Here is a 25,248-nt window from a genome sequence, read left to right as displayed (position 1 = left end):
AGGTTAGTGGCATCTTGAGAAGATTGTGGAGCATTCATACTAGTACCATTGGCCATTTCGTTTTGAGCATGTTCAATCATTTTCTTAACCATTTGACCACCAACGGCACCACACTCACGGGAAGTCATATTCCCCCAATAACCAGACTTATACTCATTACTAACGTTAAGTTCTTGAGCAGCTTCCATTTTGAACTTATCTAATGCTTGTCTAGCCATAGGATTAATTAATTGGTTACTATTGTTTCGAGTACTCAATATTTTCACCTCCTTTATTCTGTTGTAATAATATTATTAATCAGAAATTCAGAAAGTATACTGGTAGTTATAAGCACTTTACCATTAATTAGTGCAACTGTTGAAAAGTATGGTAAAATTGCTTTTTTGAAGTGAAAGAAAGCGGTAATTAATCATTAATTACCGCTCTTATTTTACTACTTATCTTGTGCCATACCATTTTCAGCTTTCTCTATCATTTTTCTAACCATCTGTCCACCGACTCGGCCACAATCACGAGTGGTCATGTTGCCCCAGCCTTTGCTTTTGATGTCATTAGTTAAGTCTAATTCATCAGCAACTTCATATTTAAATTTATCTAGGGCTTTCTTAGCTAGAGGGTTGACAGGTTGATTTTTACTCACCTGAATTCCTCCTTTATTTGATTTGGTCAAGACAAGTAGTATTTATACTATTTGCAGAATGTGAGATAATATGTTAGCATTTAAAGACAAATAATGAATTTTAAGAAAGGAATCCAAATTTTATGTATAGAATAAGGAAATAGAGGTGAAATCGATGACATATAAAAAAATCTTAAATAAAAAAATAATTAATTTAGATAATGTGTTTTTATTATTTGGAGATGAAGAATATTTAATTAATGAATTTATAAATAATTTTGTCGAAAAATTTGCAGATGATGAATTTAAAGATTTCAATCTTAATTTTATTGATGATGAAAAGGAAGAATTTATATCTACATTAATTAATTCAGTTAATCAATTACCATTTATGAGTGAAAGAAGAATTATTGTTGTAAAGTCAAATAGGATATTTACGAATAAATTTAAGAAAAAAGAAGCAGAAAGAATGATTGAGATTTTAGGTGACTTTCCTGAAACTTCAATTTTATTATTTAAAACTACTAATAATCCTGATAAAAGAACTAAATTGTATAAAGGATTTAAAAAAGTAGGGCAAGTTTTAGAATTTGAAAACTTAAAATATAAAGCATTAGATAAATGGATTAAAAAAAGAGCTTCAGAATTAGGAAAGCAAATAAATAGACAAGCTATTAAATTATTAGAGAATACATTTAATGATGATTTGCAGAGATTAGATATGGAATTGCAAAAGATATCTACTTTTTTAGGTGATGAGGATTTAATTACTGTACAGAAAGTAAAAGAGATTATTAGTAAGGATAGATTATTAAAAGAGAATATTATTTTTGATTTTGTAGATGCTATTGGTGAACAGAATAATGAAAAGGCTTTAAGGTTATTAAATGATATGATAGCAGATGGACAATCAGAAATCGGTTTGTTAATGATGATTGCTAGGCAGATAAGATTGATTTTACAATCAAAAGTATTATATAGGGAAGGGAATTCAGCTAAACAGATAGCTTCTAGATTAAAACAGCATCCTTATCCAATAAAGAAATGTATAAAACAAGGAAGAAATTTTTCGATTACTAATTTAGAGACGATTTTGGAAATGTTATTAGAGAGTAATGTACAATTAGTAACGGGACAAGATAAAGAATTGGAACTTGAGTTATTGATTTTAAAGTTAAAAGAAATAATAAAATAAGATAAAAAAGAAACCCTTACATCCATTTGGATGTAAGGGTTTCTTATGTTTTTATGGGATTAACCAGCTAACTCATTAAAAGTACGCTCAAGCTTAGACTTTTTACGAGCTGCATTATTCTCATGAATAATACCTTTAGAAACAGATTTATCAATAACTTGTTTAGCATTTCTTAATTCTTCTTTAGCTAACTCTACATCTTCATCTTCTATAGCTGCTTCAAAACTTTTGATTGTATTTTTAAGCTTGTCTTTAATTTTGACATTTCTTTTTCTTTTAGTTTCAGCAGTTCTTACTCTTTTAGTTGCAGATTTACTAGTTGGCATTAATCGGTCACCTCCTTTTAATCCAAGAAAATATGATTAAGTAATTATATTAAATTGTATTTATCATTTTAGACATAACATTAAGAATTTTATCATATGTAATAAAAAAATGCAAGTATAATTTTAGTTTTGAATATAAAAAATAGAATCGGATATCATAATAGTAATTAAAATTTTAAAGGAGGTGATAGCATGGTAGGTTGGTTAGGCGCAATTGTTAGATTCATTGTTTCTGCTTTTGTTCTTTTGGCTGTTGGTTATTTTTTACCTGGTTTTGAAATTGTAGGATTTACTAATGCTTTAATTGCAGCTATAGTTATTGCTGTTATAGGATATGCTATTGAAGCGGTTTTAGGTGATGATATTTCACCACAAAGTAGAGGAATTATAGGTTTTATTACTTCGTCAGTAGTAATTTATTTTACTCAATTTGTAGTTGCTAATATGGCAGTAACAGTAGTAGGTGCTTTATTAGCTGCTTTAGTTATAGGGATTGTTGATGCCTTTGTTCCTACAGAATTAAGATAATTAAATTATTTAGGAGGTAGCTTATGGGAAATGATAATACACCTCTAGATTTAAGCGTTCTTACAGATTTAGCGGTTGAATCTAGAAATTTAGCAGTTGAAAGAACCGGTGGAGAAATAGAAGGAGTTACCTTAGATGAAGAGCAAGTTGATGATGCTAAGATAACTAGAATACAAGTAATGAATCAACAGGCCGCTAAAGCTATCGGTAAGAAACCAGGCAATTATATTACCATTGAATCTGAAGGATTAAGACAAGGACAGCGACCATTACATGAGTATTTGAGCGGAGTAATGGCAGACGAGTTAAATCATTTAATACATTTTGAAAATCTAAATAAAAATTCTGATAAAGAGCCTACAATTTTAGTAATTGGGTTAGGGAATTGGAATGCTACTCCTGATGCTTTAGGCCCTAGGGTAGCTCATCATTTATTAGTAACGAGACATCTATATGATGCAGCTCCTATAGAAGCTAGAGAAGGAATGCGGCCAGTCTGTGCTTTAGCTCCTGGTGTTTTAGGATTAACAGGGATTGAGACTGCTGAAATATTAAAAGGGGTAATTGATAAAGTACATCCAGATTTGGTAATTGCTGTTGATTCTTTAGCTGCTAGAGAGAGCAAACATTTAGCTTCCACAATTCAGATTAGTGATACTGGTATTTATCCTGGTTCTGGTCTTGGTAAAAAGAGAATAGGAATTACAAGAGAAGATATGGGAGTTCCAGTAGTTGCTTTAGGAGTTCCTACAGTTATTAATTCTGTTACAATAGTTAGTGATACTATAGATAAGATTAAGGAGCATGAGCAATTAGCTGGGACTGACTTAAATAATAGATTACAGCAGATTAACGAAGAGCAAAAGGAAGAGATTATTAATCAAATTTTACAGCCATATTTGGGGGATCTAATTATGGCTCCTAAAGGAATAGATAAAATAATTAAAGATGTTGGTAGAGTTGTTGCTGGTGGATTAAATGTAGCACTTCATCCTGATATCAAAGAAGAAGATGTATCAATGTATTTACAGTAACAAAAACGCTCTGACTTAAAAGTCAGAGCGTTTTTGTTATTGAAATAGATTTTTGTTATTTATTTTTAGTTCTATTTTTATGATTCTTGCATAGATATCATTAATAGGATAGGGGTGAAGAATTATGTTTTTAACAACAGATTATATACTTAAAAGAATAATATTAATTATTTTAATTTTAGTATTATCATTAGGGATAATTAATATCTTAAGTGATTCAATAAATTTATTAAAACCTAATTCAATTTTACCCATAGAATTAAATATTAGTAATTCTAAACAAATTTTAAAACATGCATTGCCTATTTTAGGTAGTAAGCAGCAAGAACCAATAAGTTATTTGGTTAATAGCCCAACAGATTTAATTGATTTAATTTCTAAATCTTTATTAAATATTAAAATTAGTGATCCAGTTAGTATACTTGATTCAGAATTAGCTTTCCCTTTAGTTTTAAATAAAAATTCAGTAGAAGTAGCATCTTCAGAAATTTATCCAACAGTAAGACAAAGAAATAATAATAATATACAAAGAAGTTCCAATAATAAAAGACAAGCTTTACAGGATTCTAACTTGAAATTTTCACAAACTAAGCAAAGTAGCCAGTCTAATAATGATAATGTTAGATTTTTTCAAACTCAGCAATCTAAAGAGGTCAAGACTTTTTATAGTAATGTATTGGCGGCAGTCTATCATACCCATACTTCTGAAAGCTATGGAGTTAATGTCTTTAATGGACATTCAGCGCCTGGGACTAAAGGAGATATAACAGAGGTAGGTAGAGAGTTAGTTAAGACTTTGAATTATAAATATGGAATTCAAGCTATTCAGGATACCCAAGTTAATGATTCTGTATATAGAAGAGCTTATTTTAAATCAAGAAGAGTTGGACAACGTTTAGTTAAAGAAAATTCAAACTTAAAAATGGTATTTGATATCCATCGCGATGCTTTAGCTAAACAGAATAAAGAAGTCATGACAACTACTATTAACGGTCAAAAAGTAGCCAGAATAATGATTGTAGTTGCTAAAGCAGATTCAGATTATGGTTTATCACATCCGAATTGGAGAAAGAATCTAGAATTTGCTAATAGGTTAGCAGATAAGATGTCTAGTATGTATCCTGGATTATTAAGAAAAGTGAAGGTAGTAGAAAATAGACGTTATAATCAAGATATTCATCCTCATGCTTTAATTTTAGAGTTTGGAGGGGTTATTAATACACTGCCTGAGGTAAAGCGCTCTGCTCGATTAATGGCTGATGTAATTGCTTCTTTATTGGCTGAGGAACTAGGTGAATAATATCATTTGCGTAGTTTGATAAATTAGGGGATCGGTGTTATAATTGTAAAGGTAAGCTTATGAATAAAGGAGGACAAAAAGTTGAGCGAAGTCAGTCAAGATAGAATTAGAAATTTCTGTATCATAGCACATATTGATCATGGAAAGTCAACTTTAGCCGATAGATTGTTAGAGCATACAGATACAGTTACTGAAAGAGAAATGGAAGAACAGCTTTTAGATAATATGGATTTAGAACGTGAACGTGGCATTACCATTAAAGCTCAAGCTGTAAGGATGAAATATAATACTAGTGATGACGTTGAGTATACTTTAAATTTAATAGATACTCCTGGTCATGTCGATTTCACCTATGAAGTTTCTCGAAGTTTGGCAGCGTGTGAAGGAGCATTATTAGTAATTGATGCGGCCCAAGGAGTAGAAGCACAGACTCTAGCTAATATTTACTTAGCTTTAGAAGCTGATTTAGAAATAATTCCGGTTATAAATAAGATAGATTTACCTAGTGCTAATCCAGACCGTGTAAAAGAAGAACTAATTGATATTGGTTTAGACCCTTATGAAGCAATTTTAACTAGTGCTAAAGAAGGAATAGGTATGGAAGAAGTATTGAAAAAAGTTGTTAAGCAGGTACCACCCCCTGATGGTGATAAGGACAAGCCTCTTAAAGCTTTAATATTTGATTCATTATATGACCCATATCAAGGTGTTATTGCTTATTATCGAGTAATGGAAGGTTCAATTAAACCAGGAATGAAGATTAAAATGATGGCTACGGATAAGACTTTTAAGGTTGAAGAAGTAGGAACTTTTGCACCTACTATGCAACCAACTAAAGAATTGTCTGTTGGAGAAGTAGGGTATGTAATAGCTAGTGTTAAAGATGTCAGCTATTGTCAAGTAGGTGATACTATTACTAATGCTAATAATCCTGCTGATGAGCCACTACCAGGGTATCAAAGTGCTAAGCCAATGGTCTTTTGTGGGTTATATCCAGTGGATGGTGATGATTATGAAATTTTAAGGGATGCTTTAGATAAATTACAATTAAATGATGCTTCTTTAACATATGAACCAGAGACATCTGAAGCATTAGGCTTTGGATATAGATGTGGATTTTTAGGATTATTACATATGGAGATTATTCAAGAGCGGTTAGAACGAGAATATAATTTAGATTTAATTACTACTGCTCCTAGTGTAATTTATAAGGTTTATAAAGAAGATGATGAAATGGTTAAAGTAGAAAATCCAGCGAATATGCCTGAGAGACAGTATATCGACTATATTGAAGAACCTTTTGTAAAAGCTACTATTATGCTACCAGATGAGTATGTAGGACAAGGCATGGAGCTTGCACAGAATCGTAGAGGCGAATTTAAGGATATGCAGTATTTAGATGAGGATAGAGTTAAATTAGTATATGGATTACCGTTAAGTGAGATAGTTTTAGATTTCTTTGATCAGCTTAAATCAGTAACTAGAGGTTATGCCACTTTTGATTATGAACTTAGTGGTTATCGTGAAGCTGACTTAGTTAAATTAGACATTTTAGTTAATAAAGATCCTGTTGATGCTCTATCTTGTATTGTTCATAGAGATAGTGCTTATGAGATTGGTAATCAGCTAACTAAAAAATTAAAAGAATTCATTCCTCAGCAGATGTTTAAAGTACCTGTACAGGCTGCTATTAGCAGAAAAGTAATTGCTAGACAGACTATTCGTGCTAAACGTAAGAATGTATTACAAAAATGTTATGGTGGAGATGTTTCTCGAAAAAGAAAATTATTAGAACAACAAAAAGCGGGTAAAAAACGGATGAAACAGGTCGGAAGTGTTGAGATTCCACAGGAAGCATTCATGGCTATTTTAGAAATTGATGATTAAAGGAAGTATTTATTATGAAAAAAATTGGATTATATATTCATATTCCGTTTTGTATTAGGAAATGTTATTACTGTGACTTTAACTCTAGAACATGGGAATCTCAATTAGCTAATGAATTTTTAACAGCTTTATTTGAAGAGATTAAGATGATAGCTAATAAATATAAATATCCTACGTTAAAGAGTGTCTTTATTGGAGGTGGAACTCCCACTTGTCTTGATGGAGATGCTCTTTTAGATTTATTATTACTTCTCAAAGAAGAATTTAAAGTAGAATCGGATAGTGAAATAAGTATTGAAGCTAATCCTGGTACTCTTAGTAAGAATAAATTATCTTTATTAAAAGAAGGTGGAATTAATCGCTTAAGTTTTGGTGTGCAATCTTTTAATAATCAAACTTTAAGAGAACTAGGCAGAATTCATACTGCTAAGCAAGCTATTGATAATTATTATTTAGCTAGAGAATTAGGATTTGAAAATATTAATTTAGATTTAATTTTTGCTTTACCAGGTCAAAAAGTAGTTGAATGGGAAGCTACACTTAGACAATCTTTAAAACTACATCCTAATCATTTATCCACATATAATTTGAAGATTGAACCAGGGACCAAATTTGCTCGTGATGTAGATAATGGTTTATTAGAGCCGGTTTCAGAAGAAATAGATTTAGAAATGTATCAGTTAACTATGGATTTTTTAACTGAAAATGGTTATAAACATTATGAAATTTCTAATTTTGCTCGTTCTGGTTATGAATCGGAGCATAACCGGATTTATTGGCGTAATGAGCCTTATTTAGCTCTAGGTCCAGGGGCACATTTTTATGATGGAGATGTAAGAGGTAGTAATGTGACGTCGATTTCAGAATATATTAATACTGTCAACTCAGGAGAATTGCCTATTAAAGAAGTAAATCAATTAACTCGTGAGGATAAAATAGTAGAAAGCATGATTTTAGGCTTGAGATTAAGAGAAGGGATTTCTTTGTCTAGATTTGAAGATCGTTTTGGCGAAAGTCTTGATAAGGTATATGGTCAAGAGATAAAGAAGTTAGAAAAAGAGAATTATATAAGAGTTACTTCTAAAAGAATAACTCTTACGCGTCGAGGTTTAGTATTAGCCAATGATGTATTAGCTGAATTTATTCTTGGGTAAGTTCTGGAGTATTTGCTAGTATTCAGGAGTATTATTTAATTAATTTGCTTTAATAAAGATTAGTATTGTTTGACAAATGGTGAGGTAAGTGATATTTTAATTATAGTTGGTTGTTAGCACTCGAACTTAACGAGTGCTAATACTGAGGGGTGAGAGTTATAATGTTGAAGATGACGGAACGGAAGAAGAAGGTATTAAAGGCCATCATTAATGAGTATGTGATGACTGCTGAACCGATTGGTTCACGTACGTTAGTGAGAAGATATAACTTTGGATTTAGCTCGGCAACCATCAGGAATGAAATGGCTGATTTAGAAGAAATGGGTTATTTAAAACAGCCACATAAATCGGCTGGTCGAATTCCGTCAGACAGAGGATATAGGTTTTATGTAGACACATTAATGGAATTACAAAAAGTTTCTAAGCGACAACAAGAGGCGATTAAAGATAACTATGAATATGAAGCTAAGGCTAAAGAAATACATGAAATTATTTATAAGACTTCAAATATGTTATCAGATTTAACTAAGTATACGTCTTTAATTTTAAGCCCTCAGGTTAAAAATAGTGTTTTTAGAAGTTTAAAATTAATTCCACTAGATAGTAAGAATGTATTATTAATCTTAATTACTGACCTTGGTATACAAGATCGAATAGTTGCTATGCCACAAGAGTTGAGTCATTCTGAGTTACAGGAGATGTCACGGTTTTTGAATGAACGATTACGAGGGTTGACTTTAAATCAAATAAATGAGCAGTTATTATCAGATTTAGAGCATAAATTACTTGATCGACTTGATTATTTTGAAGGTAATATTAATTTTCTATATCCAGATTTGTTTAATCCTATTTCTAGTAAAGAGAAGGTTTATTTAGGTGGAACAACAAATATTTTAGAACAACCAGAATTTAATGATATTCAAAAAGTCAAATCAGTATTGCGACTTTTAGAAGAAGAAGAATTATTATATGATATTTTGGGAACTATATCTGGTGATGATAATATGTCTGGAGTTAGTATTACCATTGGTCAAGAGAATGAAATTGATGAAATTAAAAATTGTAGTATGGTAACTGCTACTTATAGATTAAATAATAGAGCTATCGGAAAAATTGGAGTTTTAGGTCCTACAAGGATGGATTATTCCAATGTAGTTTCTATTGTTAAGATGATGGCTCAAGTCTTAAGTAGTATGCTAACTGATAAAAATAAATAAGTTAAGTAGGTGGTGATGATAGCTAATGGCTATTAGTAAAGAAAAAAATGATTTAGAGAAAGAAGCATTAGAAAGAGAACAAGAAGAAAAAGATCAAGAAAAAATTAATGATGATGAGGATAATAAAATAGAAGTTGAAATTACTGAAGAAAACTTTATTGAATTACAAGAAGAATTAGAAAGGAGTGAATTAGAAAAACAGAAATACATAGATAGACTTCAGAGATCACAGGCTGAATTTTCAAATTACAAAAAGAGAGTTAGAAGAGAAAAAGAAAGACTTAAATCAAATGCAACTAAAGAATTAGTCAACGAGTTATTGCCGGTTTTAGATAACTTCGAAAGAGCCCTTTCTTCTTCTAAGGATAATCAGGACTTAACTGGATTTTTAGAAGGAGTAGAGATGGTGTCTAGACAGTTAACTAAGGTTTTAAAAGAAGAAGGATTAAAGGTTATTCCAACAGTCGGTGATGAATTCGATCCTAAAATTCACGAAGCGGTAATGCAGGTAGAAAGTGATGAATATGAATCAGGAATTATCACTGAGGAATTACAAAAAGGTTATATATTCAACGATCAAGTCTTAAGAGCATCGATGGTAAAAGTAGCTAAATAACATCTAAAATTTTGGGTGTAATAGTGGTAATCACATAAAGTGAATGGACTTCATATATTATAGAATGTAAAATAATTCGTTTTTTACTTTGTGTTTAATATATATTTTTATACAGACATTTAAATAAGGGGGATGATTTAGTATGAGTAAAATAATTGGAATTGATTTAGGAACTACTAATTCATGTGTAGCTGTCGTGGAAGGTGGAGAGCCAACAGTTATTCCTAATGCTGAAGGAAGTAGAACTACTCCTTCTGTAGTTGGATTTTCTAAAAAAGGTGAAAGATTAGTTGGTGAACCTGCTAAGCGTCAAGCTATTACAAATCCGGATCAAACTGTTATTTCTATTAAGCGACATATGGGAACTGACCATAGTGAAGAATTAAATGGTAAAGAGCATACTCCTCAAGAAATTTCTGCTATGATTTTGCAGAAGTTAAAGAGAGATGCTGAGGATTATTTAGGAGAAGATGTTAAAAAAGCTGTAATTACAGTACCAGCCTACTTTAGTGATGCTCAAAGACAGGCAACTAAAGATGCAGGTAAGATTGCTGGTTTAGAAGTAGAAAGAATTATTAATGAACCGACTGCTGCTTCTTTAGCTTATGGATTAGATGATGATAGTGATCAAACTATTTTAGTATATGACTTAGGTGGAGGAACTTTTGATATCTCTATCCTAGAGTTAGGTGGCGGTGTATTTGAAGTTGTTGCTACTAATGGTGATAATAAATTAGGTGGTGATGATTTCGATGAAAAGATTATAGATTACTTAGCTGAAGAGTTTAAGAAAGAACACGGTATTGATTTAAGAGACGATAATATGTCTTTACAGAGATTAAAGGATGCTGCGGAGAAAGCTAAGATTGAATTATCAGGTGTAGCAAGTACAAATGTTAATTTACCATTCATTACTCAAACAGAGACAGGTCCTAAGCACTTAGATATCGATATTACTAGATCTCAATTTGAAAAAATGACTGCAGATTTAGTTGAAAGAACAATGAAACCAACTCGTCAAGCATTATCTGATGCTGAATTAAATAAGAATGATATAGATCAAGTATTATTAGTTGGAGGTTCTACTAGAATTCCTGCAGTTCAAGAAGCAGTTAAAAAAGCAGTAGTTAATGACCCTAATAAAGGTATTAATCCAGATGAATGTGTAGCTCTAGGTGCTGCAATTCAAGGTGGAGTATTAGCAGGAGATGTAGATGACTTAGTATTATTAGATGTTACTCCATTATCTTTAGGTATTGAGACTATGGGTGGAGTATTTACTAAGCTAATTGACAAAAATACTACAATTCCTACATCAGAAAGCAAAGTCTTTAGTACAGCAGCTGATAATCAGACAGCAGTAGATATTCATGTGTTACAAGGTGAAAGAGAAATGGCTAAAGATAATAAGACTTTAGGTCGTTTCCAATTAACAGGTATTCCGCCTGCTCGTAGAGGAGTACCACAAATAGAAGTAACTTTTAATATTGATGCTAATGGTATTGTGCATGTTTCAGCTCAAGATAAAGGTACTGGAAATGAGCAGGATATCACTATTAAATCAGATACTGGATTATCAGATGAAGAGATTGAAGAAATGGTACAAGAAGCAGAAGAACATGCTGAAGAGGATAAGAAACGTCGAGAAGCAGTGGAAACTGTTACAGAAGCAGACAGTTTAGTTCATCAAGTTGAAAAAACTATGGAAGAAGCAGGAGAAAACATGGATGCTTCAGTAACGGGAGAGATTGAATCTGCTAAAGAAGAGTTAGAAGAAGTATTAGAAGATATTGATATGCAGAATATCAATCCAGATGAGATAGATATTGAGGCGATTAATGAGAAGAAAGAAGCACTAACTAGTCAGTTACATGAATTAACTCAGCAGATGTATTCTCAAGCTGAGCAAGCCCAACAACAAGCTCAACAACAGGCTGGAGCTCAAGGAGCTGCTGGTGGCGAAACTGAAGATGATGAAGATGTAGTTGATGTTGATTATGAAGAAGTTGACGATGATGAAGTTGATAGTGAATAATAATTGGATGTAGTTAGTCAAGATTAACACAAAGTCAAAGCCAAATGGCTTTGGCTTTGTTTATGTTCATAGATTATTAAAGTGTGAGGTGGTGGATTTATATTATGAGTAAGCGAGATTATTATGAAATTTTAGGTGTTAGTAAAGATGCTAGTGATAAAGAGATTAAACGAGAATATCGTAAATTAGCTAAGAAGTATCACCCGGATGTTAGTGATGAACTGAATGCTGAGGAAAAGTTTAAAGAGGCTTCTGAAGCATATAAAGTCTTAAGTGATGATGAAAAGAGAGCTAGATATGATCAATATGGTCATGCTGGTGTAGATCAGGACTTTGGCCAAGGTGGTTTTGGTGGTTTTGATGATATCTTTGATATGTTCTTTGGTGGCGGTGGTGGAAGAGGTAGACGTCAACGAAGAAATGCACCACGTAAAGGTTCAGATTTACGATACAATATGTCTATTGACTTTGAAGAAGCAGCTTTTGGAACAGAGAAAGAAATTAAAATTCCACGTACTGAGGAATGTGACAATTGTGGCGGGAGTGGAGCTAAATCAGATAGTGATGTAGAAACTTGTGCTAAGTGCAATGGTACAGGACAGGTTCAAATTAAGCAACAGACTCCTTTTGGTCAGTTTGTACAGACAACAACTTGTGATCGCTGTCATGGTAATGGTAAGTTTGTTAAAGATCCTTGTCCAACATGTGGTGGAAAAGGGAAAGTGCGTAAAAGAAGATCAATTACTGTAGACATACCAGCAGGTGTAGATGATGGATCGAGATTAAGATTAAGAGGTGAAGGAGAAGCTGGTGAGAACAACGGTCCAGCTGGAGATCTTCTTGTAGTTATTAATGTAAGATCTCATAAATTATTTAAACGTAGAGGAGACGATGTACTCTGTGAAGTGCCGATTAATTTTGTGCAGGCTACATTAGGTGATGAGATTCAAGTACCAACATTAGATGGAAAGGTTAAATTTAAAATTCCAGAAGGAACTCAGCCTGGTACTTCATTTAGACTTAAAAATAAAGGTGTACCTCATTTAAGAGGTAGTGGCCGGGGAGACCAGCATATTAAAGTTAAAGTGATAATCCCTGAAAAATTAGATAAAGATCAGAAAGACCTATTAAAGAATTTTGCGGATATCAGTGGTGAAGAGATTAATCCTGAGGAAAAAGGTTTTTTTAAGAAGGTTAGAGATGCTTTAGGAATGTAAATTAAAGGAGATTAAAATCATGGAGTGGGTAGAACTTAAAATTTTCTCCAAAGATGAATCATTGCCAGCTATTGATAATATTTTACGGGAGATAGGTACAGATGGATTAATTCAGGAAGAAATAGTAGAGACAATAGAGTCAGAAGATAACTTATTAATTAAATCTTATCTCCCAGTTAATGATTCTTTTGAATCTAAGTTGGTTAAACTAAAGAGTAGGATCGGACAATTGACAGAATATGGATTGGATGTTGGCTCTGGTAAAGTAGAGTTAGAGACTATACCGGAAGAAGAATGGAGTACTTCTTGGAAGCAGTATTTTAAACCAGAGAGAATAACGAAAAGAATAGTAGTTAAGCCAACCTGGGAAGATTATCAACCTCAATCTGGAGAAGAAATAATAGATCTGAACCCTGGGATGGCCTTTGGAATAGGATCTCATGCAACTACAACTATGTGCATAGAAGCAATTGAAGATTATTATAGCCAGTGTCAGAATATGTTAGATATAGGAACAGGAACCGGAATTTTATCTATAGTTGCTAATTTATTACAAATTAAAAATATATTAGCCATTGATATTGATGAAGTAGCTATAAAGGTTGCAAAGGATAATTTAAAGCTTAATGGAATTGAAGATAAAGTAGTAGTTAAGCAAGGTGATTTAGTTAATACTGTTGAGGAAAAATATGATTTAGTTGTAGCTAATATATTACCGCATATTATTAAAGAGCTAATTCCTGATATCTTAAAAGTTTTGCATGAAGATAGTATATTTGTTTTATCGGGAATTATAGATGAAAAAGAGGCAGAAATAAAAGATAAGTTAAAAGAGCTTGGATTAAAGATTAAGGAAATAAAGTATCAAGAAGAATGGGTGACGATTATTGGAGAGAGGAGAGAATAATATGCATCATTTCTTTGTGAAACCTGAAAATATTAATGAAGACCGAGTGAAGATTACTGGAAGTGATGTGCGACACATTACTCGTTCTCTTCGACTGGATGTTGGAGATAAGATTAGCGTAGCAGATGGTATAGGAAAGAAATATGTTGTAAAGATTATTGACACACAAGAAGACTTAGTATTAGGTGAAATTCAAAAAGAATTCCAAGTAGAAGTTGAACCAGAAATAGAGGTTACTCTATTACAAGGATTACCTAAGAGTAAGAAGATGGATTTAATAGTCCAAAAGTGTACTGAATTAGGGATGGATAAGATTATCCCTATGGAGACTAGAAGAACTGTAGTTAAGTTAAAACCTAGTAAAGCCAAAAGGCGGCAAAAAAGGTGGCAAAAGATTGCTAAAGAAGCTGCTAAACAGTCTGGTAGAGCTAAAATTCCAACGGTTGAAGATTTAATAGATTTTGCTGATTTAGAATTAATAATTAATAATTATGATTTAATTTTATTGCCTTGGGAAGATGAAGAGAGTATAGGGTTGAAGAAAATTTTAAAATCATCAGCTGAACATAATAATAGAATTCTAATTATTATTGGTCCTGAAGGTGGTTTTGACTCTGAAGAAGTAATGGAAGCTAAAGAATTAGGAGCTAAGTCAGTAACTTTAGGACCACGTATTTTACGAACTGAGACAGCAGGCTTAGCTGCTTTAAGTATGGTCTTATATGAATTAGGAGACTTAGGAGGAGAATAATGAAGCGAGTTGGATTTTATACTTTAGGGTGTAAGGTTAATCAATATGACACCGAGTCTATGATTAATCTATTTAAAGAAGCTGGTTATGAGATAGTCGATTTTAATACTGAAGCTGATGTTTATATTATAAATACTTGTACAGTAACGCATCAAGGCGCAAGTAAATCTCGAAAGATAACACGACGAGCAAAACGCCGCAATCCAGAAGCCATTGTAGCAGTAGTTGGCTGCTATCCTCAGGTTTCTCCTGAAGAGGTTTTAGAGATTGAAGGAATTGATTTAATAGTAGGTACTGAAGGTCGTAAGGAGATTGTTAGTTTAGTTGAAGAGGCAGTGGCTGCTACTAAACCTTTAGATTATGTTCAAGATGTAATGGAATCTGATATTTTTGAAGAGATTCCTATTACTGAATCTAATGAGAGGACTCGGGCTTCATTAAAGGTACAAGAAGGCTGTGACCGTTTTTGTGCATACTGTATTATTCCATATACCCGTGGTTCAATTAGAAGTAGAGAATTAACGGAGGCTATAGCAGAAGCTAAGCGCTTAGCTGAAAATGGGTTCAAAGAGATAGTCTTAACTGGTATTCATTTAGGTGCTTATGGAGAAGAGAGAGAGAAAAAAAATAATTTAAATACTTTGATTAAAGAACTCTTACCGATCAATGGTATTGAAAGAATTCGATTAAGTTCAATAGAGGCTACTGAAGTTAATGAAGAATTAATAAATATGATTGCTAATGAGAAGAAATTATGTCGTCATTTACATCTACCTTTGCAAAGTGGTAGTGATAAAGTATTAGAAGCAATGAATCGAGAATATACTACTACAGAGTATGCTGCTAAAGTAGAAAAGATTAGAAATAAAATACCAGAAATTGCTATTACCACTGATGTAATGGTAGGGTTTCCTGGAGAGACAGATGAAAACTTTGAAACTACTTATGAATTTATTAAAGAGATTGGATTTAGTGATCTTCATGTCTTTAAATATTCTAAAAGAGAAGGGACCCCAGCTGCTAATTTATCTAATCAAGTACATTCTAAAGTTAAGAAGAAACGAAGTGCAAAATTACGTGAATTAGCTAAGAGTATGGCAGTTGATTATCGCAGAGAATTTATAGGCAAAGAACTAGATGTCTTACTGGAAGATGAGAGAAACCACCAGACTAATCTATTAACTGGTTTAACCGATAACTATTTGCGAGTAATGGTTGATGAAAATGATAAATATGAAGGGCAGTTAGTAGATGTAGGGTTAATAAGAGAGGCAGAAGATTATTTAATAGGTGAAATTATAGATTAGTTTGATGATTTATGCACTTAGAAAAGAAGGAGTTTAATTATCCTGTCAAGAATATATTTGTAACTATGTTATAAAGGTATGCATAAAGGAGGGAATAGAATATGTCGGATTGTATCTTCTGTGATATTGTCAATCATGAAATGGATAGTGATATTATATATGAAGATGATAAGGTGGTCGCTTTTAGAGATGTCGAGCCACAAGCACCAGTACATATCTTAATTGTTCCTAAAAAACATATTCCAACTACTCTAGACTTAACTGAAAAGAACAATGAGTTAATTGGTCATATCTACCAAGTTGCTGGTAAACTAGCAGAAGAAGAAGAAATTGATGAAGAAGGATTTAGAGTCGTTAATAATTGTAATGAAGCAGGTGGGCAGACTGTGTTTCACTTGCATTTTCATTTATTAGGTGGTAGAAGCCTACAATGGCCACCAGGTTAAAATTAAATGAGTAGTTAATTTAGGATGTATTTTATTTTTTAGAAGGAGGTAAGGATTTATGTCCTTGAAAGAAGAATTACTTGCTGATATGAAGAAAGCAATGAAAGAGGGCGACAAACAGAAATTATCAGTAATTAGAATGACTAGAGCTGCAATTAAAAATGTTGAAATAGACGATAGAAGAGACTTATCTGATGATGAGGTTATTGCTGTTTTAGCAAAAGAAGTTAAACAGCGAAAAGAATCGATTACTGAATATAAAAAAGTTGGTAAAGACGATGTCGTTGCTGATTTAAAAAAAGAGATTGAGATTTTGGGTAAATATTTACCGGAACAATTGTCAGAAGACGAATTGGTTGATTTAGTTGAAGAGACTATCGACAAAGTAGGAGCAGAAGGTATGAGTGATATGGGTAAAGTAATGGGAGCAATTATACCGCAGACTAAAGGTAGAGCTGATGGTAGTGAAGTAAGTAGATTAGTTAAAGAAAAATTACAATCATAAATGTATTGATATAGGTCATATGCTCGGTGCTAGATTAGTACCGAGTATTTTATGTATTTATGATCTAAGTAATTATTAAGTGATTATTTAGAAAGGATTGATGTAAGATGTATAGAAGATGTTTATTAATCCTTTTACTTGTTTTGGGGTTGTTAATTGGTGGAGTAGGACATAGAGCTTTAGCCAATAATAATAATAAATTAGTTTATCAGATTCCAGTGAAGGGAACAATTGATTTAGGATTAGCTAAATTTATTTCTCGTGGTATTCAGCAAGCAGAGGAAGAAAATGCAGATGCTATTTTGTTATCGATAGATACTTTTGGAGGATTAGTAAAAGCATCTACTGAAATTAGAGATACAATTTTAAAGACAGATGTACCGGTTATTGCATATGTAGAGAATAGAGCTTGGTCAGCAGGGGCTTTAATTACTACAGCCAGTGATCAGATTTATATGAATTCTGGGAGTAGTATTGGAGCTGCTGAAACTAGGCCTAAGGAAGAAAAATTCATTTCCGCTTTTCGGAAAGAATTTGAGTCTACAGCAGAAAAGACAGGACGTGATCCTAAATTAGCAGCAGCTATGGTAGATGCTAGAGTTCAGATAGATGGAGTAGTGGAGCAAGGACAGATATTAACCTTAACTGCTAAAGAGGCAGAGAAATTAACATTTATAAATGGAGTTGTCAATAATAGGGAAGAAGCATTGATTCAAGGAGGTTATCATCAAGCAGAAGTAAGAATAATTAATTCTAACTTAAAGGAAAACTTAGCTCGCTTTACTTCAAACCCTTTAGTTAGTACAATTTTACTTACAATCGGTTTTATAGGTTTAATTCTTGAAGGAATTACTCTAGGGTGGGGAGCATCTGGTAGTGTAGGTTTATTATCTTTAGGATTATATTTTGCTGGGAGATTAATTGCAGGTACTACTGGGTTTGGATTGATTTTGTTCTTCATACTGGGGATCTTTCTTTTAGCATTAGAAGTTTTAGTAGTGCCAGGGTTTGGAATAACTGGTATTGGTGGGATTATTGCGGTACTTAGTAGTTTATTTTTTAGTTTTGAAAATAAAGATGTTGCAATTTATGTAATTACTATTTCTACAATGTCTAGTATAGTTGGTATACTTATTGCGTTAAAATATTTTATTACAAGTACTACTTGGAGCAGAATTGAACTTTCTACTGCTCAAACTAAAGAAGATGGCTATATTAGCAATAGAGATAATCAAGGTTTAGTTGGTAAGCAGGGTATAACTATTACGCCACTTCGCCCAGCAGGAGTTGCTCAAATAGGTGATCAAAGAAAGGATGTAGTTTCAGAAGGAGGATTTATCTCAAAAGAGCAGAGGGTTGAAGTAATAGCTGCTCGTGGTAGGAGAATAGTGGTAAGGCAATTAACAGAATAAGGAGTGATTAATAATGACAAGTTTACTTTTACCAATAATATTTATTGGTGGGTTCTTTATTTTATTTAGTTACATAATCCCAATAGGACTTTGGATATCTGCTTTGGCTTCTGGAGTTAAAGTAGGTCTTGGTACTTTAATCGGAATGAGGTTAAGAAGAGTACCACCAGCTAATATAGTTAGGCCAATGATTAAGTCTCATAAAGCTGGTTTGAAGTTAGGAGTAGATCGTTTAGAGGCTCATTATCTAGCTGGAGGGAACGTAGACCGGGTAGTGGATGCATTAATTGCTGCTGAAAGAGCAGATATAGATTTGATTTTTGAACGAGCAGCCGCTATAGACTTAGCAGGAAGAGATGTTTTAGAGGCGGTGCAGATGAGTGTTAATCCAAAAGTAATCCAGACACCATTAGTTACAGCAGTAGCTATGGATGGAATTCAGGTGCAGGCAAATGCTAGAGTGACTGTTAGAGCTAATATTGAGCGTTTAGTAGGTGGAGCTGGTGAAGAAACTATTTTAGCTCGAGTGGGAGAAGGGATAGTTACTACTGTTGGTTCAGCAGATGCTCATACGAAAGTATTAGAAAACCCGGATTCTATTTCGGAGACTGTATTAGATAAAGGTTTAGATTCTGGAACAGCATTTGAAATATTATCTATTGATATTGCAGATGTGGATGTTGGTAAGAATATTGGTGCGCAATTACAGACCGACCAAGCGGAAGCCGATAAAGAGATAGCTCAGGCTAAAGCAGAAGAAAGAAGAGCTATGGCTGTAGCGCAGGAACAAGAGATGAAGGCCCAGGTCCAAGAGATGCGGGCTAAGGTAGTAGAATCAGAGGCAGAAGTTCCAAAGGCTATGGCAGAAGCTTTACGTGAAGGGAAGATGGGAGTTATGGATTATATGAATATGCAGAATATAAAAGCAGATACTCAGATGCGAGAGAGTATTTCTGGTACTGACCACGAAGGACAAAAGAATACTGCTGATAATGATTAATTTCGGTATTCAAGGAGGGTAGATATGGAAATTATAATCCTTTTTATACTTTATGTTGGATATATTATGCTTTCTGCCTTTATCAAAAAACTTAATAATAATTATCAGGAACCAGACTTAGATAAAAGTCCTATGGAGCCAAATCCTGAATCTAATTTAAAAGAAGATAAGGGCAATTTGCAGGATATTAATAAAAAACAAAGGCATGTCAGAGAACAGGATTCACAATTAAAAAGAACCAATAATAAATTAGATGATGAATTAATGGAGTTAAAAGCTAAGCAGGATAAGGCTAAAAGAAAGAAGAATGAAGTTAAAAGAAAAATAGCTGATATAGAGACAGAACAAAAAGATCTTAAGCGAAAAAAAGATAGAAAAAATTTGGACTTAAATAATTTAGGACATCGCCAATTACAGCAAGGTATTATATTATCAGAAATTTTAAAACCTCCTCGTGCTAAGAGACCTTATAATTTTAATAAGGGAAAATAAATACTAGATAATTAGATTTGGTATTAAAACATGGTGAGATTCAACCATTTGATCCAAGGGAAAGTTAATAAAATTACATAGTAAGTCTAGAAAGCTGGCCTATATAGGTCAGCTTTTTTTATTTTAGTTATTATTATATTCCTTTAGACATAAATTTAATACAAGAAGTAGTTAGGGAGGGGTTGGATTGGAAAATGATAGTATTAAAGAAAAGTTTAAAAATAAATTTGCTGATTTTTTCGAATTACCGAAAGATGTAGTACTTGATGTGCCACGAATTGCTCTTGTTGGCAATTTAGAGCTAAACTTAGAAAATCATCGTGGGGTTATTGAATATGACCAAGAAAAGGTTAGGATTAGAATTCATAAGGGACAGGTTATTATTTTGGGAAAGGAATTAATAATAGAAGAGTTAAGTAAGGAGGAAGCACGAATTACAGGATATATTAAGGATATTAATTTTAAATATTATTAGGGAAGTGATAATTATGCTTTTTAAGTTATTATATTTATTTCATGGTTATTTAACAATTGAGATTAATGGTTATGCTAAAGAAAAGTTGATTAATTTTTTAATCAGAAGTGAATTAAAAGTTTGGGATATTATTAATAAAGAAGGGCAACTTGAAGCTAAGTTAAGTGCCAAAGATTTTAAAGAAGTTAGAAAATATGTTAGGCGAGCACAATGTAAAGTTAGAATAAAATCGAAACATGGATTACCATTTTTAATAAATAAATCTAAAAGCAGGAAAGCTTTTATTGTGGGAGTAGTTGTTGCTATTTTAACCATATATATACTTTCATCTTTTATTTGGTTTGTGGAAATTAAAGGAGTAGAAGAAACAAAAGAGGCGGAAGTTTTTTCTTTATTAAAGAAAGCAGGGTTTGAGTATGGTATGTTGAAGTATAAATTAGATATCTCAGAAGTAGAAAAAAGAATAAGAATTCAGCCAGAGGTTGCTTGGGCTAATGTTGAGTTAAAAGGGACAAAGTTGTTAGTAGATATAGTAGAAAAGGTTATTATCGATCAACAGACTAATGGTGAACAAGCAGTTGATATAGTTGCTAAAAAATCAGGATTAATTGAAGAAGTAATTGTCTTACAGGGGCAACCAGTAATTAAAGAAGGAGAAGTGGTGCAGGCAGGAGAAAAATTAGTTAGCGGAACTATAAAATATTATTCTAAACCTTCTGATGAAGAGACAGTAATAGATGCTGAATCTAAAAAAGAGCAAGAACCTGTAGAAATAAAAAAAGTGGTAGCTAAAGGAATTGTAAAGGCTAAAGTCTGGTATGAGAGCTATGGAGAGGTTAGACTAATAGATTATCATCAACAGAAGACAGAAGATATCATTGATAGTATTAGTATTAAGTATAAAGATATGGAGATTAAATTTTATGGTCCTAAGAAACCGCCTTTTACTTATTTTAAAGTAGAGAAGACTACTAAATCTTTACCATCATGGAGGAATATTAATCTTCCTATCGAAATAATTAGAAGAAGATATATAAAAGTTAAGGAATTCCAAGAAAGACGGAGTTTAGCTGAAGCTAAGAAACTAGCTAAAAAGCGAGTTTTAAAAAAGATTTTAAGTAAACTTGATGAAAATGCAGTAATTATAGATAAAGATTTAAAGGTAATATCTATGAACCAAGAAGTGAATAATATAGTTAGGGTCAAAGCTTTAATAATAACTAAAGAGGATATTGCTTTACAAGAAAATATTCAGTAGGGGGTTATAGTAGCATTGGCTCAAAAAGAAATAGTACTTACTACTAATGAAATAGCTAGAAGAATATTTGGACAACAAGATAAAAGTTTAAAATTAATTGAAGATACGTTTGATGTGGATATTTTGGCTAGAGGAAATCGAGTCCAAGTTGAAGGTGAAGAAGAGGAAGTAAAGCGGGTGGCTAAATTATTTAGTGAATTAAGCAAGGTGGCAATTAATAATAATAATTTAGATGAAAGGGAAATAGAATATGCTATTGACTTAGCAATGGAAGATAGATTCGACTTAGATAAGATATATTCTGATGTGATTCAAGTAACTTATAAAGGTAAAAAAATCAAACCTAAAACTTTAGGCCAAAAAAAATATATAGACTCTATTCGTAATCATGATATAGTATTTGGAATTGGACCAGCAGGAACCGGGAAGACATATTTAGCAGTAGTAATGGCGGTTAATGCTTTAGTTACTAATCAAGTAAGAAGAATTATTTTGACTAGACCTGCTATTGAAGCTGGTGAAAACTTAGGTTTTTTACCTGGTGATTTACAGGAGAAAGTAGATCCTTACTTGCGTCCTTTATATGATGCGTTATATGAAGTTTTGGGCCCTAAAAAGGTAAATGAATTGTTGGAACAGGAAATTATTGAAATTGCTCCTTTAGCTTATATGCGAGGGAGAACTTTAAAGGATTCTTTTGTGATTTTAGATGAAGCACAGAATACAACTTCTGCTCAAATGAAGATGTTTTTAACTCGATTAGGAGTTGATTCAAAAGCTGTAATAAATGGAGATATTACACAAGTTGATTTACCTAATCGCAAGGCTTCAGGTCTTAGTCAAGTTCGTAAAATATTAACAGATATTGAAGGAATAGAATTAATTTATTTAACTAATAGAGATGTTGTACGTCATAGATTAGTACAAAAGATCATTGAAGCTTATGAAAGAAGTTAAGGAGTGTAGATAATGGGTTTTTTAGATGAAATGAAGGAGAAGATTTCAGCAGGTGATCTACAGCTTTCTCAGGATATGGTTACGAAACGTTGGATCTGGGGAATTGTAGTCTTTATTATTTTAACTTTAATTTTAACAATAGACTTTATACCAAATCAGGTTAATTTAGAAGTCGGACAAGTTAGCCCTAGAGATATAGAGGCTCCTAAGACTATTGAATATATTGATGAAGATAGGACAGAGGAGCTAAAATTGAAAGCTGCTGAATCTGTTCCTAAGGTATATGAAGAAGATGTAACAGTATTAAAAGAAGTACGTAAGGAATTAAATGATTTCTTTACAATAATAAAAAAATATAGTAATATAGTTGAGGTTGATGCTAAAAAGATTGATAAAAGTTTATCTTTAACAGAAAAAATATCTGAAATCCAAGGTAAGACTGCAATTAATGTTACAGATAATTCAATTCGTTATCTTTTAAAAGCTAATGCCGAAACTTTGAACTATGTAGAGAATAAGACTGAGAATATTTTAACTAGGTATCTAAGTCGAGGCATTAAAAGCGATGCTATGAAACAAGTTAAAGAACAGATTGAAAGAGAGGTTCAATCTTTATCAGCTAATAATCGTTACAGACATGTAATTGATGAATTAATTCAGAATTTAATTCGTCCTAATTTAATCTTAGATAAAGAAGCTACTACTAAACGAAGAGAAGAAGCAAAAGAAGCGGTTAAACCTGTTAAGAAAACAATTCATCAAGGGCAGGTTATTATTCGATATGGTAAGGTAGTTGTACAAGAGGACATTAAAGTTTTGAAAGAATTAGGATTAAGACATAAGCAGGTTGATTTCATAGCTATTTTAGGTTTAGCGTTAATTGTATTTATCTTTGTAAGTGTTTTTGTAATATATGTTTCACAGTATAAAGCAAAAATAGTTGATGATGAAGGGGTAGTAGCTTTATTAGGTATTTTACCTATTTTAATGCTATTATTTGCTAAGATAATGACTTTCTTAGAACTTATTGATAATCCTGCTTATTTAGTTCCTGTTGCTGGATTATCAATGTTATTAGCTATTTTGGTTGATTATAACTTATCAATTATGGCCACAATGGCTTTAAGTTTTTTAGTAACTTTAGTAACGGGAGCTGGAGTTGCTGGAGCAGCAGTAGCCTTAGTTGGTGGATTAGTTGGGATTTATAGTGTTTCTAAGGTGACTCAGCGGAATGATTTAGTAAGAGCTGGATTTTATGTAAGTGGCGCCAGTGTTTTAACTATTTTAGCTTTTGAGTTAAGTGCTCCGCCTGTTGAATTTTTGGAACTATTAAAATCAATAAGTCTGGGTATAATAAATGGAATAATAGTTGGAGTGGTAACTAATGGATTTCTACCGTATTTAGAGAATACATTCGGAATTACTTCACCGGTTAAACTATTAGAATTATCTAATCCTAATAATCAACCATTACTTAAAAAACTGATGGTAGAAGCCCCGAGTACCTACCAACACAGTACTGTTGTTGGGAATTTAGCTGAAGCAGCGGCAGATGCGGTAGATGCTGATGCCCTATTAGTTAGAGTTGGAGCATATTATCATGATATAGGAAAGATTAAGAGACCATACTTTTTTACAGAAAATCAGTTTAGCAAAGAGAATCCTCATGATAAATTATCACCAAATTTAAGTACTTTAATTATTACTTCTCATGTTAAAGATGGTGTTGAGCTAGCTAAGAAATATGGTTTACCTAATAAGATAATTGATATTATCAGACAACATCATGCTAAGAGTTTAGTTTCTTTCTTCTATCAAGAGGCTTTACATGATGATAAATATGAAAATGTAAACGAAGAAGAGTTTAGATATCCAGGACCTAAACCACAGACTAAAGAATCAGCTATAATCATGTTAGCCGATATTACAGAAGCAGCTACACGTTCTAAAGTTGAGGTTCATTCTAATCCTGGAAAGTTAGAAGTTGTAGTAAGAGAGTTGATCAGAAATAAATTAGATGAAGGTCAATTAGATGAATCCGATTTAACACTTAAGGATTTAGATAAGATTGGGACTGCTTTTGTTAATGTATTAACAGGTCGTTTTCATAATCGAGTAGAGTATCCAGAACATTTAGCTGAAGAGATGAAGGGAGAAGCAAATTCTAATGAAAATTCTAATTAATAATTTACAAGAAAAGATTGAGGTTGACAAAAATTCAAAAGAATTAATTAACCAGGTAATTATTAAAGCAGCTCAACTCGAAGAGGCTACACCTAAAGAGGTAAGTGTGGCTTTAGTAGATAATAAATATATAAAGGAATTAAATCATGAATATCGAAATAAAGATGAACCAACAGATGTTTTATCTTTTCCTTTAGATGATGAATTTTTAGGTGATATTATTATTTCTTTAGAAAGAGCTAAAGAGCAAGCTAAAGAGTACGGACATTCTTTAGCTAGAGAAATAGGTTTTTTAACAGTTCATGGAATGTTACATCTGTTAGGTTATGATCATAAAGAGCAAGATGATAAAGCTAAGATGAGAAACCAAGAGGAAAAGGTACTTAAGCAACTTAACTTAAAAAGAGACTAGTAATGAGGTTAAGT

General features: G+C 32.4%; 26 protein-coding genes. 23 read left to right on the top strand and 3 right to left on the bottom strand.

Annotated features, from left to right (window positions below; translation table 11 throughout):
- Together B5D41_RS11540 and B5D41_RS11535 are read right to left on the bottom strand one after the other, a co-directional pair.
- The coding region (locus tag B5D41_RS11540; protein ID WP_078810805.1) for an alpha/beta-type small acid-soluble spore protein at positions 1–257 on the bottom strand (257 nt) is incomplete at its 3' end.
- Positions 258–433: 176 nt separating this feature from the next.
- Complete coding sequence (locus B5D41_RS11535) at positions 434–640, bottom strand: alpha/beta-type small acid-soluble spore protein (protein ID WP_234983946.1); 207 nt, start codon at positions 638–640, stop codon at positions 434–436.
- Positions 641–794: 154 nt separating this feature from the next.
- On the opposite strand from B5D41_RS11535, the gene holA reads away from it, so the two are divergent.
- A complete protein-coding gene (holA, locus tag B5D41_RS11530; RefSeq protein ID WP_078810804.1) occupies positions 795–1,814 on the top strand; it encodes a DNA polymerase III subunit delta in 1,020 nt (339 codons plus the stop codon).
- 59 nt (positions 1,815–1,873) lie between these two features.
- Here the strand turns inward: holA and rpsT are convergent, their stop codons facing one another.
- A complete protein-coding gene (gene rpsT, locus B5D41_RS11525) occupies positions 1,874–2,140 on the bottom strand; it encodes a 30S ribosomal protein S20 (RefSeq protein WP_078810803.1) in 267 nt (88 codons plus the stop codon).
- Positions 2,141–2,332: 192 nt separating this feature from the next.
- Here rpsT and B5D41_RS11520 point away from each other — a divergent pair, with 192 nt between their 5' ends.
- The 22 genes from B5D41_RS11520 (at position 2,333) to ybeY (ending at position 25,234) form a co-directional block, all read left to right on the top strand.
- Entirely contained in the window at positions 2,333–2,668 is a 336-nt protein-coding gene (locus tag B5D41_RS11520; RefSeq protein WP_078810802.1) for a phage holin family protein, read from the top strand.
- Between the two features lie 23 nt (positions 2,669–2,691).
- A complete protein-coding gene (gpr, locus tag B5D41_RS11515) occupies positions 2,692–3,702 on the top strand; it encodes a GPR endopeptidase (RefSeq protein WP_078810801.1) in 1,011 nt (336 codons plus the stop codon).
- 124 nt (positions 3,703–3,826) lie between these two features.
- The gene (spoIIP, locus tag B5D41_RS11510) at positions 3,827–5,002 is read left to right on the top strand and encodes a stage II sporulation protein P (RefSeq protein ID WP_078810800.1); all 1,176 of its coding nucleotides are present in this window, start codon (positions 3,827–3,829) and stop codon (positions 5,000–5,002) included.
- Positions 5,003–5,083: 81 nt separating this feature from the next.
- The gene (gene lepA, locus B5D41_RS11505) at positions 5,084–6,889 is read left to right on the top strand and encodes a translation elongation factor 4 (protein ID WP_078810799.1); all 1,806 of its coding nucleotides are present in this window, start codon (positions 5,084–5,086) and stop codon (positions 6,887–6,889) included.
- 14 nt (positions 6,890–6,903) lie between these two features.
- Positions 6,904–8,043 (top strand): radical SAM family heme chaperone HemW, encoded by a 1,140-nt coding sequence (hemW, locus tag B5D41_RS11500; protein WP_078810798.1) that lies wholly within the window; start codon positions 6,904–6,906, stop codon positions 8,041–8,043.
- Positions 8,044–8,204: 161 nt separating this feature from the next.
- Positions 8,205–9,260, top strand: a complete 1,056-nt coding sequence (gene hrcA / locus B5D41_RS11495) for a heat-inducible transcriptional repressor HrcA (RefSeq protein WP_078810797.1) — start codon at positions 8,205–8,207, stop codon at positions 9,258–9,260.
- Positions 9,261–9,285: 25 nt separating this feature from the next.
- Positions 9,286–9,876 (top strand): nucleotide exchange factor GrpE, encoded by a 591-nt coding sequence (gene grpE / locus B5D41_RS11490; protein ID WP_078810796.1) that lies wholly within the window; start codon positions 9,286–9,288, stop codon positions 9,874–9,876.
- Between the two features lie 142 nt (positions 9,877–10,018).
- Positions 10,019–11,911, top strand: a complete 1,893-nt coding sequence (dnaK, locus tag B5D41_RS11485) for a molecular chaperone DnaK (RefSeq protein WP_078810795.1) — start codon at positions 10,019–10,021, stop codon at positions 11,909–11,911.
- 104 nt (positions 11,912–12,015) lie between these two features.
- The gene (dnaJ, locus tag B5D41_RS11480; RefSeq protein ID WP_078810794.1) at positions 12,016–13,128 is read left to right on the top strand and encodes a molecular chaperone DnaJ; all 1,113 of its coding nucleotides are present in this window, start codon (positions 12,016–12,018) and stop codon (positions 13,126–13,128) included.
- Between the two features lie 19 nt (positions 13,129–13,147).
- Complete coding sequence (gene prmA / locus B5D41_RS11475; RefSeq protein WP_078810793.1) at positions 13,148–14,035, top strand: 50S ribosomal protein L11 methyltransferase; 888 nt, start codon at positions 13,148–13,150, stop codon at positions 14,033–14,035.
- Position 14,036: 1 nt separating this feature from the next.
- Positions 14,037–14,786 carry a 16S rRNA (uracil(1498)-N(3))-methyltransferase gene (locus B5D41_RS11470; protein ID WP_078810792.1) on the top strand — a complete coding sequence of 250 codons (750 nt, stop codon included), beginning with the start codon at positions 14,037–14,039 and terminating at the stop codon, positions 14,784–14,786.
- On the top strand, positions 14,786–16,093 hold the full coding sequence (gene mtaB / locus B5D41_RS11465; RefSeq protein WP_078810791.1) for a tRNA (N(6)-L-threonylcarbamoyladenosine(37)-C(2))-methylthiotransferase MtaB: 1,308 nt from the start codon (positions 14,786–14,788) through the stop codon (positions 16,091–16,093). The genes B5D41_RS11470 and mtaB overlap by 1 nt, the downstream gene beginning before the upstream one ends.
- Before the next feature lie 101 nt (positions 16,094–16,194).
- Entirely contained in the window at positions 16,195–16,539 is a 345-nt protein-coding gene (locus tag B5D41_RS11460) for a histidine triad nucleotide-binding protein (RefSeq protein WP_078810790.1), read from the top strand.
- 58 nt (positions 16,540–16,597) lie between these two features.
- A complete protein-coding gene (locus B5D41_RS11455) occupies positions 16,598–17,044 on the top strand; it encodes a GatB/YqeY domain-containing protein (protein WP_078810789.1) in 447 nt (148 codons plus the stop codon).
- A gap of 107 nt (positions 17,045–17,151) precedes the next feature.
- Complete coding sequence (locus B5D41_RS11450; protein WP_078810788.1) at positions 17,152–18,456, top strand: NfeD family protein; 1,305 nt, start codon at positions 17,152–17,154, stop codon at positions 18,454–18,456.
- 13 nt (positions 18,457–18,469) lie between these two features.
- A complete protein-coding gene (floA, locus tag B5D41_RS11445; protein WP_078810787.1) occupies positions 18,470–19,456 on the top strand; it encodes a flotillin-like protein FloA in 987 nt (328 codons plus the stop codon).
- Positions 19,457–19,480: 24 nt separating this feature from the next.
- Complete coding sequence (locus B5D41_RS11440) at positions 19,481–19,948, top strand: hypothetical protein (RefSeq protein ID WP_078810786.1); 468 nt, start codon at positions 19,481–19,483, stop codon at positions 19,946–19,948.
- 187 nt (positions 19,949–20,135) lie between these two features.
- Entirely contained in the window at positions 20,136–20,423 is a 288-nt protein-coding gene (gene yqfC, locus B5D41_RS11435; protein ID WP_078810785.1) for a sporulation protein YqfC, read from the top strand.
- Between the two features lie 13 nt (positions 20,424–20,436).
- Complete coding sequence (yqfD, locus tag B5D41_RS11430; protein WP_078810784.1) at positions 20,437–21,681, top strand: sporulation protein YqfD; 1,245 nt, start codon at positions 20,437–20,439, stop codon at positions 21,679–21,681.
- Between the two features lie 15 nt (positions 21,682–21,696).
- Positions 21,697–22,638 (top strand): PhoH family protein, encoded by a 942-nt coding sequence (locus B5D41_RS11425; protein ID WP_078810783.1) that lies wholly within the window; start codon positions 21,697–21,699, stop codon positions 22,636–22,638.
- 12 nt (positions 22,639–22,650) lie between these two features.
- The gene (locus B5D41_RS11420; RefSeq protein ID WP_078810782.1) at positions 22,651–24,822 is read left to right on the top strand and encodes an HD family phosphohydrolase; all 2,172 of its coding nucleotides are present in this window, start codon (positions 22,651–22,653) and stop codon (positions 24,820–24,822) included.
- Positions 24,806–25,234, top strand: a complete 429-nt coding sequence (ybeY, locus tag B5D41_RS11415) for an rRNA maturation RNase YbeY (RefSeq protein ID WP_078810781.1) — start codon at positions 24,806–24,808, stop codon at positions 25,232–25,234. The genes B5D41_RS11420 and ybeY overlap by 17 nt, the downstream gene beginning before the upstream one ends.
- Positions 25,235–25,248: the final 14 nt, after the last annotated feature.

This window comes from Selenihalanaerobacter shriftii, assembly GCF_900167185.1.
GTDB lineage: Bacteria > Bacillota > Halanaerobiia > Halobacteroidales > Acetohalobiaceae > Selenihalanaerobacter > Selenihalanaerobacter shriftii.
This window is presented reverse-complemented; position numbering and strand designations above follow the sequence as displayed.

Coding starts and splice junctions, on each gene's coding strand:
- holA (WP_078810804.1), top strand. CDS start 795: ATGACATATAAAAAAATCTTAAATAAAAAAATAATTAATTTAGATAAT.
- B5D41_RS11455 (WP_078810789.1), top strand. CDS start 16,598: ATGTCCTTGAAAGAAGAATTACTTGCTGATATGAAGAAAGCAATGAAA.
- floA (WP_078810787.1), top strand. CDS start 18,470: ATGACAAGTTTACTTTTACCAATAATATTTATTGGTGGGTTCTTTATT.
- dnaK (WP_078810795.1), top strand. CDS start 10,019: ATGAGTAAAATAATTGGAATTGATTTAGGAACTACTAATTCATGTGTA.
- rpsT (WP_078810803.1), bottom strand. CDS start 2,140: ATGCCAACTAGTAAATCTGCAACTAAAAGAGTAAGAACTGCTGAAACT.
- B5D41_RS11470 (WP_078810792.1), top strand. CDS start 14,037: ATGCATCATTTCTTTGTGAAACCTGAAAATATTAATGAAGACCGAGTG.
- B5D41_RS11450 (WP_078810788.1), top strand. CDS start 17,152: ATGTATAGAAGATGTTTATTAATCCTTTTACTTGTTTTGGGGTTGTTA.
- B5D41_RS11520 (WP_078810802.1), top strand. CDS start 2,333: ATGGTAGGTTGGTTAGGCGCAATTGTTAGATTCATTGTTTCTGCTTTT.
- B5D41_RS11440 (WP_078810786.1), top strand. CDS start 19,481: ATGGAAATTATAATCCTTTTTATACTTTATGTTGGATATATTATGCTT.
- prmA (WP_078810793.1), top strand. CDS start 13,148: ATGGAGTGGGTAGAACTTAAAATTTTCTCCAAAGATGAATCATTGCCA.
- grpE (WP_078810796.1), top strand. CDS start 9,286: ATGGCTATTAGTAAAGAAAAAAATGATTTAGAGAAAGAAGCATTAGAA.
- B5D41_RS11460 (WP_078810790.1), top strand. CDS start 16,195: ATGTCGGATTGTATCTTCTGTGATATTGTCAATCATGAAATGGATAGT.
- spoIIP (WP_078810800.1), top strand. CDS start 3,827: ATGTTTTTAACAACAGATTATATACTTAAAAGAATAATATTAATTATT.
- B5D41_RS11420 (WP_078810782.1), top strand. CDS start 22,651: ATGGGTTTTTTAGATGAAATGAAGGAGAAGATTTCAGCAGGTGATCTA.
- dnaJ (WP_078810794.1), top strand. CDS start 12,016: ATGAGTAAGCGAGATTATTATGAAATTTTAGGTGTTAGTAAAGATGCT.
- mtaB (WP_078810791.1), top strand. CDS start 14,786: ATGAAGCGAGTTGGATTTTATACTTTAGGGTGTAAGGTTAATCAATAT.
- gpr (WP_078810801.1), top strand. CDS start 2,692: ATGGGAAATGATAATACACCTCTAGATTTAAGCGTTCTTACAGATTTA.
- hrcA (WP_078810797.1), top strand. CDS start 8,205: ATGTTGAAGATGACGGAACGGAAGAAGAAGGTATTAAAGGCCATCATT.
- hemW (WP_078810798.1), top strand. CDS start 6,904: ATGAAAAAAATTGGATTATATATTCATATTCCGTTTTGTATTAGGAAA.
- ybeY (WP_078810781.1), top strand. CDS start 24,806: ATGAAAATTCTAATTAATAATTTACAAGAAAAGATTGAGGTTGACAAA.
- yqfD (WP_078810784.1), top strand. CDS start 20,437: ATGCTTTTTAAGTTATTATATTTATTTCATGGTTATTTAACAATTGAG.